Here is a 12482-nt window from a genome sequence, read left to right on the forward strand (position 1 = left end):
TATAGTCCATTTTAATGCGCTTAGACCCATCTCAAAAATGGTTAGATAGCTTGAGAGATAACTTGTCCTTTGAAACTTGAGTAACCAATCTAATCATCTATAAGAATGAAGTCTTCCCCACACAAATAGACATTCCCTTTTTATATTTCTTTTTGTCCTACTAAAAAGCATATTGCTTTATCCCTATAAACATTACCATAGTATGAAGCGTTTCGCCAATTTTAACAAAAAATTGGCGCTGTCTTATCTTACATTTTATTAGCAATGAACTTGCCATTTCCATACAACGATTTACATATTATTGTACCATTCTGAATTTTCTAAGTAAATAAGACTACCTTATATTTTCACTCATAAAAAAAGGTTGCCAAATGGCAACCTCCTCTTCTTATATTACATAAATTCAGCAACAAGTTCATCAAACATTTTCTGATCCATATTTAAATCAGATTGCACTAAAGGCTTCTCACTATAGCCTTTTACTAGTTCTTGGTATGAAGGTTGCGCTGTATTTTGATAAATTAACCCTGTTACTAATCCGTTGTTTTCCATTAATGTTTGCATAGCCATCATGCGATTAGACGGATCATATCCCTCTACTGTACTTAGTTTTGTTAAATTCTCTTTAAACCAATCGTAAGTATTTACTTTATTGTAAGTAACACATGGGCTGAATACGTTAATTAATGAAAATCCTTTATGGTTAATACCAGCTTCAATAATTTGTGTTAATTCTTTTAAATCACTTGAAAAGCTTTGCGCCACAAATGTTGCACCAGCTGTTAAAGCCATTTCCATAACATTTAGTGACGGTTCAATTGAACCTTGTGGTGTACTTTTCGTTTTAAATCCAGCTTCACTACGTGGTGAAGTTTGCCCTTTTGTTAATCCGTAAATTTGGTTATCCATTACGATGTACGTAATGTCAATGTTACGACGAATAGAATGGATCGTATGTCCCATACCAATCGCAAATCCATCACCGTCACCACCTGATGCGATAACTGTTAAATCACGGTTTGCCATTTTTACACCTTGTGCAATTGGAAGGGCACGACCATGAATACTATGCACACCATATGAATTAATATAACCTGAAATACGACCTGAACAGCCGATACCAGAAATAACAGCAAGTTCATCTGGATTTAAGCCAACGTTAGCTGCCGCACGTTGAATTGCAGCTTGCACCGAGAAGTCTCCGCAACCTGGGCACCAGTTTGGTTTTACACTGTTACGAAAGTCCTTAAATGTTGCCATTTAATACAACCCCTTTTTTGCATTCGTTGTAAATCTCTTTCGGCAAGAATGGGTTCCCATCATATTTTAAAAGACTAGAAATTTTCTCACCGTTACCAAGATTCATTTTCATAATGTTAGCAAGTTGACCTGTTGCATTGTTTTCTACCACTACAACACGCTTCGCATTTTTCACAAGTGGATCGATTTCAGCTGTTGGGAACGGGTGAATTAAACGCACATGAGCATGGTTTACTTTCATACCCTCTTGTTCTAAGCGCTCCATTGCTTCTTCGATCGCACCACGAGTTGAGTTAAATCCAACAAGCAATACGTCTGCTTCTTCATGCTTAACATTTTTATAAACAGGGGTATTAAACTTCAAGTTCTCCATTTTACGGAAACGTTTGTCCATTTGATCTTTGCGGTTTAATGCTGATTCAGATGGTTTACCAGTTTCATCATGTTCTACACCTGTAACATGGTGAACACCATTTTTCATACCAGGTAAAACACGTGGTGAAACGCCATCTTCTGTTACTTCATAACGCTTGAAGTATGCTTTATTTTCACGTTCTGGTAATTCCGCTTCTAAATCAAGCTTACCACGACGAATTTCCACTTTATCTAACTTAAGTGGTTCTACTGTCTGTTTCCCTAAAGAAAGCTGTAAATCTGTTAAGAAAATAACAGGTACTTGATATTCTTCAGATAAGTTAAACGCTTCTACAATATCATAGAAAGCTTCTTCCACTGTACTTGGCGCCATTACGATTTTTGGAATTTCACCGTGCGTACCATAAATCATTGCCATTAAATCAGACTGCTCTTGTTTCGTTGGTAATCCTGTACTTGGACCACCACGTTGTGTATCAACAATTACTAATGGCGTTTCTGTAATACCTGCTAAACCAATCGCTTCCATCATTAAAGATAGACCTGGACCAGCAGATGCAGTTAATGTACGAACACCAGCATAGTTTGCACCGATTGCCATTGTACAAGCTGCAATTTCATCCTCAGTTTGGATTACTGTTCCGCCGACTTTTGGCAATTTTTTAATTAAGTATTCCATAATTTCAGATGCAGGTGTAATTGGATATGCAGACATAAAGCGAGCACCACCAGCTACTGCACCAAATGCGATCGCATCGTTCCCAATCATAAACATGCGCTTCTGACCATCAGCTTTTTCAAGCTGCATCATGTTTACTTTCTCACCTAGTAACTCTTTCATATATTGAGAGCCGCGCTTAATTGCGTCCATGTTCTTTTGAACGACTTGCTCTCCTTTACGACCAAAGATCTCTTCAACAACATCTAAATAAGCTGTTTCATCTAATCCTAATACCGCACTTGATGCTCCAACAGCAACCATGTTTTTCATTAATGATGTGCCTAATTCTGAAGCAATATCTGTAAACGGTATCACATATAGATTTACATCTGTATTGTCAGGTATTGTCGGATTAAATTTCGCATCTGCAACTACAATCCCGCCCGGACGTAGTTCGTGGAAGTTAAAATCAATTGTTTCTTGATCAAAAGCAATTAAAATATCTAAATCATCTGAGATCGCGCGTACTTCTGTTGTACTTACACGAATTTTATTATTTGTATGGCCGCCTTTTATACGTGATGAGAAGTGGCGGTAACCGTATAGGTAATATCCTAATCGGTTTAATGCAATACAGAAGATTTCTCCTGTACTTTCAATTCCTTCACCTTGTTGGCCTCCAACTTTCCATGAAAGTTGACTAATCATCTCCTACACCCCTTTTGGCTGCATTCATTGTAGTGTATTTTTTTACAGTAATAGTTTAGCATTTTTTATGCAAATAAACTACAATGGACGCAAATTATGCCTCTTCTGATTTCCCTGAATCTTTAGTATAAAGCTATTTTGTTTTTCATTCTAGTATTAGGTCTTAAAAAAAGCAATAATATCAAATGAATTAATTCTAATTTTTCTGGATTTTTAAAACAAAAATCTTAAAAGCCGATATGTTCAACAAAATTATCATATAAAAATCGCTCTACAGTAGATGCAGCATAGTGTTTACAAAGCTCATTCATTACATTTTCATAATCTCGATACGCTGATACATTTACAACTGTTTCTACTATCCCATCAAAATCCGAACCAAACCCTATATTGTTCTCTCCACCTAATGAACAAATATATTCGATATGTCTTACTATATCTGCTACATTCGCTTGTTTTTCATTTGTTAGAAACTGCGGTACAAAAGTGACACCGATCATGCCATTTCGCTTTATAAGAGCTTTAAGTTGTTCATCGTTTAAATTACGTGGGTGCTGGCAAAGTTTCATACAATTTGAGTGGGAAGCAATAGGATTTTTTGCAATTTCTATAACATCCCAAAAACTTCTTTCATTCAAATGAGACACATCAGTCCATACATGTAACGCATTCAGTTCTTGTACAACATGTTTACCAGAAGTCGTTAAACCTGCCCCACGTGTCTCTAGCGCACCATCAGCTAATAGATTGGCATAATTCCATGTTAGTCCAAAAGAACGTACTCCTAGGCGATACAACAACCGTAATTTCATTGCATCTTTTCCAATTGCTTCGCATCCTTCTAGTGTTAATATCGCTCCAATCTCGTCCTGTTTTAACATGTTAATATCATCTTTTGTCTGAATAAACTTAACACCTGGTAGGGATAAAATTTCATTATAAAAAATATCTACCATTTGCAATGCTACTTCAAATCGGTTTTCATATGCCACTGTTTCTGGCACATATATAGCAAAACATTGTATACTTCCTTTTCTGTTCTTTAACTGTTCAAATGTAATATGTAATTGCGAATCATGTTTAAAATCCTTTCTCCCTTGTGCACTCCATAACTGAAGAAGCACATCACAATGAGCATCAAAAATTTTCATTTTCATTCCTCCATTATAAAAACAACCTGTTTGCATACTGCAAACAGGTTGTTTAAACTTAACGAGGTTCTACAATTAATTTTATTGCTGTACGTTCTTCCCCATCAATCATGATATCCGTAAACGCTGGGATACAAATCAGGTCCAAACCACTAGGCGCTACAAATCCTCTTGCAATTGCTACTGCCTTTACCGCTTGGTTCAATGCACCTGCACCAATTGCTTGAATTTCTGCTGTTCCGCGTTCGCGAATAACACCTGCAAGTGCACCAGCTACAGAATTAGGGACCGACGTTGCTTTAACTTTTAATATTTCCATTCCGCGTTTCCTCCTCGTTTCTATAAAAAGTATTAGCAATTATTTCACTTTAACTTATATTCACGAGGAATGACACGTATTCCTGCTAAATTTCTGTAATTTTTCTAAAAAATTAAAAAATAATAACTTATCTAAATTTTAATAGGAATTACTCAAAAAATGGCTGATCATCATTAATTAAGATACGCTCAATTTTCTTAGCTTTTCCCGTATTAGGATCCACATCAATTAGCACTGCACTTAATTGTGTTCTACCATTTGTCACTTCAAATCGTACTGGTAAATTTGTTAAAAACTTCTTCAATACTGCTTCTCGGTCCATACCTAAAATTCCATCGTACGGCCCTGTCATACCAACATCTGTGATATATGCCGTTCCGCTTGGTAAAATGCGATTATCAGCTGTAGGAACATGCGTATGTGTACCTACTACCGCTGTAGCACGACCATCTACATACCAACCTAACGCTTGTTTTTCGCTTGTAGTTTCCGCATGGAAATCAACAAAAATAATATTCGTACGTTTTTTCGCAATGTTAATTAATTCATCCACTTTACGGAATGGACAATCAATTGGAGGAAGGAACGTACGTCCTTGTAAGTTAATAACTGCAACTTCTGTTCCATTACAGTTCACAAAAATAAGCCCTTTTCCTGGAGTGCCTTCTGGGAAGTTAGCTGGTCTTGCAAGATATTTTGCATCATCAATAAATTCAAATACTTCACGGTTATCCCAAGCGTGATTTCCAAGTGTAACCGCTTGTGCTCCGCATTCTAAAAAGTTTCGGTATATTTTTTCCGTAATTCCACGTCCACCTGCTGCATTTTCCCCATTAATAATGGTTACTGTAGGTGTATATTTCTTCTTTAATGCCGGTACGTATTGTTGAATCATACCTCTACCAGGAGATCCTACTACATCCCCAACAAATAATATTCTCATATGTCTTACCCTTCCTATGTACTACATTTTTTATTACTATAGCTTCAAGTAATTATCTTACAATATATTTATTATAAGTTTGTTTCACTTGTATGCTAGGTATAACTAATTTCCTTTATTTTAACCAATTCCAGCACAAAAAAATAAAGTGGTGTTTCACCACTTTATTTTGCGTATTCCACTGCACGTGTTTCACGAATAACAGTTACTTTAATATGCCCTGGGTAATCCAGTTCATTTTCAATACGTTTTCGAATATCACGAGCTAAACGATGAGCTTCTAAATCATCAATTGTATCTGGTTTTACCAGAATACGAACTTCTCGTCCTGCTTGAATTGCGAAAGATTTTTCTACGCCTTCATAAGACTCTGAAATCTCTTCTAACTTTTCAAGACGACGAATATAGTTCTCAAGTGTTTCACTACGAGCTCCAGGTCTTGCAGCTGATAATGCATCTGCTGCTGCAACTAAAACTGCAATGATAGAAGTTGGTTCTGTGTCTCCGTGGTGAGATGCAATACTGTTTATAACTACAGGATGCTCTTTATATTTCGTTGCGAGTTCAACACCAATTTCAACGTGGCTACCTTCTACTTCATGGTCAATCGCTTTACCGATATCATGTAATAGACCAGCACGTCTTGCTAGTTTTTCATCCTCACCAAGCTCTGCTGCCATAAGTCCAGTTAAATATGCCACTTCCATAGAGTGTTTTAAGACGTTTTGCCCGTAACTTGTACGGTATTTCAAACGACCTAAAATCTTAATTAAATCTGGATGTAATCCGTGAACACCCACTTCAAACGTTGTTTGCTCTCCGACTTCGCGAATATACTCGTCCACTTCACGTCTTGATTTTTCGACCATCTCTTCAATACGCGCTGGGTGAATACGTCCGTCCTGTACTAGTTTATCAAGAGCGATACGAGCTGTTTCACGACGAATTGGGTCGAATCCAGATAGGATAACCGCTTCTGGTGTATCATCGATAATTAGGTCAATACCTGTTAGCGTTTCTAACGTACGAATATTTCGACCTTCACGTCCGATAATACGTCCCTTCATTTCGTCATTTGGAAGATTTACAACCGAAACGGTTGTTTCAGCAACATGATCAGCTGCACATCTCTGCATTGCAAGAGATAAAATCTCTTTTGCTTTCTTATCTGCTTCTTCTTTCGCACGAACTTCACTTTCTTTTACCATTACGGCAATTTCATGAGAAACTTCACTTTCTACTTTACCAAGAATAATTGCTTTCGCTTGTTCGCGTGTCAGATTGGAAATGCGCTCTAATTCTGTTTGTTGCTTTTGAACTAACTCTCCCACTTTGCTTTCCAACTCTTCAATCTGTTGTTGTCTCGCTACAAGAGAATCCTCTTTCTTTTCTAACTGTTGCTCGCGTTTATCGAGCGTTTCGTCTTTACGATCAAGGTTCTCTTCTTTTTGCATTAAACGATTTTCTTGTTTTTGTAATTCGCTTCTACGGTCACGAATTTCTAATTCAGCTTCTGTACGAAGTGTATGAATTTCATCCTTTGCTTCTAAAAGCGCTTCTTTCTTAAGTGCTTCAGCCTCACGATTCGCTTCGTCTAGAATACGTTTCGCTTCATTGGCTGCACCATTAATCTTCGCTTCAGCAATAGACTTTCGAACAAAAAAGCCAACAACTGCACCGACTGTTGCAAGCAAAATGGAGATGAGTATCCAAACTGTACTACTCATGATTTCACCTCCCCTTGCTATGAATGAAAAAAGACTGTCGGCATGTACATTGAATACCAACATACAGCAAAGACCGTCGTCCCGCTTTTTTAAGGGACTTTCTTCATTTCACAATTAAAATGTCATATTATTATTTCGGCAAGATTTAAATCTTACTCCGAATATTACTTCTCTTCTTGAGAAGAGTGTTTCGTATATAAGAAAAAATATACATTCTCATTGTATCTATCGCAATTTTCATTGTCAAGCGTTGTCTACTTTTACTTTCTTTACCTTCATCTCTAATTTATATAGGAATTTAAAAAGCAGAGAGCATATTATCCTGGAAAACCTTAGTAAATTCCAGTTTATTCATGTAAAACACGCATATATCCCTCTGTACACATAATGTTTTAGATGGATTAAATATTTTATCTCCAACGATATACAACGCTTTCATAATGATACAAAAATAAAAGACACGAAGCCGTGTCTTTTATCCCACTTTAATCAAGAAGACTTGGATCCTCCATATCTTCAGCACCTGAATCTTCGCTAATTCCGTGATGCTCACGAATAAAGAAGGCAATTTCTTCTCTTAAATCCGTATTTTCTTTTAAGAACTGCTTCGAATTTTCACGACCTTGTCCTAAGCGTTCTTCATTATAAGAGTACCAAGCACCGCTCTTTTGAACGATATCAAGTTCAGAAGCCATATCTAAGATTTCACCTTCTCTTGAAATACCTTCTCCGTACATAATATCAACTTCCGCAACACGGAATGGTGGTGCCACTTTATTTTTAACTACTTTTACTTTTGTTTTATTACCAACAATGTCGTTACCTTGTTTTAATTGCTCGGCACGACGTACTTCAAGACGAACAGTTGAATAGAATTTTAACGCACGACCACCTGGAGTTGTTTCTGGGTTTCCGAACATAACCCCAACTTTTTCACGAATTTGGTTAATAAAGATTGCGATTGTTTTTGATTTATTGATTGCACCTGAAAGTTTACGAAGTGCTTGAGACATTAAACGAGCTTGTAAACCTACGTGTGAGTCACCCATGTCTCCTTCAATCTCAGCTTTCGGTACAAGAGCTGCTACAGAGTCAATTACGATAATATCAACCGCACCACTTCGTACAAGTGCTTCTGCGATTTCTAAACCTTGCTCCCCTGTATCAGGTTGTGATAATAGTAATTCATCGATGTTAACACCTAATTTTTGTGCATATACAGGATCCATTGCATGCTCCGCATCGATGAATGCTGCTTGTCCACCTTGACGCTGTACTTCTGCAATTGCATGTAATGAAACTGTTGTTTTACCTGAACTTTCAGGTCCATAAATCTCGATAATACGGCCGCGTGGGTATCCGCCTACCCCTAATGCCACATCAAGTGCTAAAGAACCACTAGAAACTGTAGAAACTCTACGCTCCGCTTGTTCTCCTAATTTCATAATTGAACCTTTACCGAATTGCTTCTCTATTTGTTTTAACGCCATATCTAATGCCGCTTGACGATCACTCATTCAAAATTCCTCCTTAACTGAATTGCTAATCTTATTATACCTATTTTCAATTCAATTTGCCAACAAAAATCGAACATTTATTCGATTTTTTTATTTTTCATTAAATATAACCACATTTAACCATTAAAAAAAGCTAAAAGAGACTTATATCTCTTCTAGCTTTTTATACAAATGATAAAATCCATATTTTGCTGAGCGTTCCCTAATTTGTTGACGACTTCCGCTTAAATTTAGAGGAAAGACTACAGTTGGTTCATCTTTAATCGCCAATCCAACAAATACAGTTCCCGGCTCTTTATGTTCTGAAGCATCTGGTCCTGCTACCCCAGTGAAACTAATTCCGATATCCGCTTTTAATAATTCTCTAACATTTTCAGCAAGATAACGAGCACATTCTTTACTAACTGCACCGTCAGTAGACAAGACTTCCTCAGGTACATGTAATACATGTTGCTTCACATCATTATGGTAACAAATGACACCGCCTTTAAATACGGAAGACACACCAGCGTTTTCTGTTACTTGATTACCAAAGAGACCACCTGTTAAACTTTCCGCACACGCTAAAGTTAATCCTTTTTTCTTCGATAACTCTATCGCCTTATAATGTAGAAACTCTTGGTCATACCCGTAGAAAAATTCTCCAACTCTTTCTAAAATCAATTCTTCCACATGCTGAATGAGTTTCTCCGCTTCATGAGCATTTTGATGTTTAGCCGTTAAACGTAATGTCACTTCTCCATCATTGGCAAGCGGGGCGATTGTCGGGTTCGATTGTCCATCAATTAAATCTTGAACTTTCACCTCTAATTGGGATTCCCCAATTCCGAAGAATCGAAGCACGCGAGAATAGATGTTTTCTCCCGTTGTAAAGTTACGTAAAAAAGGCTCTACGTAACTTACATACATTGGCTTCATCTCTTTCGGTGGTCCTGGTAATAAAATATAAACTTTTCCGTTCTTATTTAACCCCATACCAGGTGCCATACCGTGATCATTTGCAAACACAGTTGCCCCATTCAAAACGAGTGCCTGCTTTTTATTATTTTCAGTGAACTCACGACCTGTACGTTTAAAATAATTGCTTATTAATGCTAATGCGTTTTCGTCATATACAAGCTCTTCCTCTAAGCTAGACGCAATTGTTTCCTTCGTCAAATCATCTTTTGTCGGGCCTAATCCACCTGTAAAAATAAGCATGTCCGCACGTTCTTCTGCAACTTCAATCGCCTGCTGTAATCGTTTGTTATTATCTCCAACTACAGTATGGTAGTACACATTAATGCCAATTGAAGCTAACTTTTCAGATAAAAACTGGGCGTTTGTATTTGCAATTTGTCCAAGTAATAATTCTGTTCCAACCGCAATAATTTCAGCATTCATCCCAATTCCCCCATAAACTTCTATTTTGAGTTTACAAAAGCAGATCTATTTTTCCAGAAATAATCCCATCCTGAAATAACAGTAAAAATTAATGCAATCCATATAAAAATATCAGCAACTGGAATATGGATTAAATTTAAAGGCACATCGTGTAATAAATATGCCGCAATCGCGATGATTTGTGTCCACGTCTTAATTTTCCCTAGTTGATTTGCCGCAACTACTTCCCCTGTTCCAGCAAGTACAAGACGTAAACCAGTGACCGCAAACTCACGGCTTATAATGACAATAACGATCCAAGCAGGTACGTATTGCATCTCAACTAACGTGATAAGTGCCGCTGAAACAAGTAATTTATCAGCTAACGGGTCAAGGAACTTCCCTAAATTCGTTACAAGATTATACTTTCTTGCGTAATGTCCATCAATCCAATCTGTAGCCGAAGCAACAATAAAGATAAGCGCTCCTACTAAGTGTTGAATTGGTAAATCAACATCACCAATTGTGTATGAACCCCAATCAAAGGGTGCTAACATAATTACCATAAAAATTGGAATTAAGCAGATTCTAGATATTGTAATTTTATTTGGTAAATTCACAGCTATTCCTCCATCATATCAAAAACATTTGTTCATTGAAAAAAGTCATCGAAGCGATGACTGTTATTGTGCAGGTTGCTCTATCCCTAGATTTTTAATCAAGAATTTTTGATGATAATTCTCTTCTGGATTCAACGGGAATGTAACCACTTGGCCATTTAATTTAAATTCAACATTCGGTGCACTTCCTATATTAAGGTTTACCACTTTCGCTGTTGATAAATCATATTTTTGAGTTTGACCTTCCTCTATTGTTCCACTAAAGATATCATTTCCTGCCTCATTTTTAATACCTACATAACTTGCACCTTTTGTTGTAATTTCTAATTCTAACGTTTTATTGTTATGAATTTCCAAAGTGGACTCCTTACCAGTTGTCCCAACTACTTTGATTTCTTGTTGTCCTGTTGGTTGCGCTGGTTGTTCTTCTTTCTTTGGCTCTTCTTTTTTCGATTCTTCTTTTTTTGGTTCCTCTTTTTTCGGCTCTTCCGCTTTCACTTCATCTTTCTTCGTATCTAACGGAGAATTTTCCGCTTTTTTAACTTCAATTTTCTCACTTTGAGCATTCGGAACCTTCTCATCACCTTTTCCAGTTAACGCTTGGAAAATAAACCAAATTACCACTCCAACTGCGATTACTAGCAGCGCAACTAAGATTTTCGGCATATGATCTGCAATTGGCCATGATGAAGATTTCTGCATTGTTTCTTGTGTTTTTTGTCCGGTTGACACTTGTGGAACGTCGCGTTTTTCAGATTGTGGTATCGTACTCTGATATTCTACAAGCAGTTCCTCTCCATTTAATCCAACCGCATCTGCGTATTGTTTAATGAATGCACGCGCATAAAAAGCTCCTGGCAATACATCATAATTGCCTTCCTCAATTGCTACTAAATGGCGTTTTTGAATTTTTGTAATCTCATGCAGCTGATCAATAGACAAGCCTTTCGTTCCTCTTGCTTCTTTCAGCTTTTGTCCTAATTCTGTCACTACTAACACCTCAATATTTCTTTAAAAGTCAAACATAGAGAAATTATTTTGCGTACCTTGCTCAATTTCATCTACTAAATTATATTGAATTTCTTCATCATAATCGTTACGCAACTCGATAATATAATCAAAATCATCCAATGTGTATTCTGACTGACTCACAAATACGTCAGGATGTTCCACAACTTTCGTTGCAGGCAATCTCATAATTTCACGAACAAGCTGCCAATGCCTTTCGTTAGCACGCTTTGTTGACACGATTCCATCTAAGATGAAAATATTGTCGTCGCTATACTCATCTTCAATCAATTGACTACGAACAGTTTGCTTAATAAGAGTAGACGATACAAATAACCATCTTTTATTTGCACAAACACTTGCGGCAACAATGGATTCTGTTTTTCCAACACGAGGCATTCCTCGTATACCAATTAGCTTATGGCCTTCTTTTTTCATTATTTCAGCCATAAAGTCTACAAGTAACCCTAATTCATCACGCACAAACCGAAATGTCTTTTTATCATCTGCATCTCGTTGTATGTACCTACCATGTCTAACCGCTAGCTTATCTCTTAGCTTTGGCGGACGATATTTCGTTACCGTTATGTTATCCATCGTATTTAAAATTGATTCTAGTCTAGAGATTTGCTCTTGATTATCACACATAAGGAGTAATCCACGCCTTGCATTATCTACACCATTAATTGTGACAATATTAATGCCGAGCATACCGATTAACGAAGAAACGTCACCAAGCAAGCCAGGTCGGTTTTTATGTATTTCATATTCAAAATACCATTCAATCATCCAAGATCACTCCCCTTGCTTACTTTACACCTACGTACTATA

Annotated in this window: 11 protein-coding genes; all 11 read right to left on the reverse strand. The window is 37.0% G+C overall.

Annotation, left to right across the window (positions count from 1 at the left end; genetic code table 11):
- Positions 1-393: 393 nt before the first annotated feature.
- The 11 genes from BGI23_RS18045 to BGI23_RS18095 all read right to left on the reverse strand — a co-directional run bounded on the left by BGI23_RS18045 (position 394) and on the right by BGI23_RS18095 (position 12440).
- Positions 394-1260: a 2-oxoacid:ferredoxin oxidoreductase subunit beta gene (locus tag BGI23_RS18045; protein WP_000190154.1), complete on the reverse strand. Its 867-nt coding sequence runs from the start codon at positions 1258-1260 to the stop codon at positions 394-396.
- The gene (locus tag BGI23_RS18050) at positions 1247-3004 is read right to left on the reverse strand and encodes a 2-oxoacid:acceptor oxidoreductase subunit alpha (RefSeq protein ID WP_000625425.1); all 1758 of its coding nucleotides are present in this window, start codon (positions 3002-3004) and stop codon (positions 1247-1249) included. The genes BGI23_RS18045 and BGI23_RS18050 overlap by 14 nt, the downstream gene beginning before the upstream one ends.
- 227 nt (positions 3005-3231) lie before the next feature.
- Entirely contained in the window at positions 3232-4155 is a 924-nt protein-coding gene (locus BGI23_RS18055) for a dipeptidase (protein WP_042875433.1), read from the reverse strand.
- Between the two features lie 58 nt (positions 4156-4213).
- Complete coding sequence (spoVS, locus tag BGI23_RS18060; protein ID WP_000404341.1) at positions 4214-4474, reverse strand: stage V sporulation protein SpoVS; 261 nt, start codon at positions 4472-4474, stop codon at positions 4214-4216.
- A gap of 148 nt (positions 4475-4622) precedes the next feature.
- A complete protein-coding gene (locus BGI23_RS18065) occupies positions 4623-5417 on the reverse strand; it encodes a TIGR00282 family metallophosphoesterase (RefSeq protein WP_001221095.1) in 795 nt (264 codons plus the stop codon).
- A gap of 164 nt (positions 5418-5581) precedes the next feature.
- The gene (gene rny / locus BGI23_RS18070; protein ID WP_000099774.1) at positions 5582-7144 is read right to left on the reverse strand and encodes a ribonuclease Y; all 1563 of its coding nucleotides are present in this window, start codon (positions 7142-7144) and stop codon (positions 5582-5584) included.
- A 485-nt stretch (positions 7145-7629) separates the two neighbouring features.
- Positions 7630-8661 (reverse strand): recombinase RecA, encoded by a 1032-nt coding sequence (gene recA / locus BGI23_RS18075; protein ID WP_001283859.1) that lies wholly within the window; start codon positions 8659-8661, stop codon positions 7630-7632.
- 144 nt (positions 8662-8805) lie between these two features.
- Positions 8806-10044: a competence/damage-inducible protein CinA gene (gene cinA / locus BGI23_RS18080; RefSeq protein ID WP_070806751.1), complete on the reverse strand. Its 1239-nt coding sequence runs from the start codon at positions 10042-10044 to the stop codon at positions 8806-8808.
- 20 nt (positions 10045-10064) lie between these two features.
- Positions 10065-10643, reverse strand: a complete 579-nt coding sequence (gene pgsA, locus BGI23_RS18085) for a CDP-diacylglycerol--glycerol-3-phosphate 3-phosphatidyltransferase (protein ID WP_070806752.1) — start codon at positions 10641-10643, stop codon at positions 10065-10067.
- 63 nt (positions 10644-10706) lie between these two features.
- The gene (locus tag BGI23_RS18090; RefSeq protein WP_000137486.1) at positions 10707-11633 is read right to left on the reverse strand and encodes a helix-turn-helix domain-containing protein; all 927 of its coding nucleotides are present in this window, start codon (positions 11631-11633) and stop codon (positions 10707-10709) included.
- 21 nt (positions 11634-11654) lie between these two features.
- Positions 11655-12440: a DUF3388 domain-containing protein gene (locus BGI23_RS18095; protein WP_000574107.1), complete on the reverse strand. Its 786-nt coding sequence runs from the start codon at positions 12438-12440 to the stop codon at positions 11655-11657.
- Positions 12441-12482: the final 42 nt, after the last annotated feature.

Origin of the sequence: Bacillus sp. ABP14 (genome assembly GCF_001831375.1) — a bacterium.
Lineage (GTDB): Bacteria > Bacillota > Bacilli > Bacillales > Bacillaceae_G > Bacillus_A > Bacillus_A paranthracis.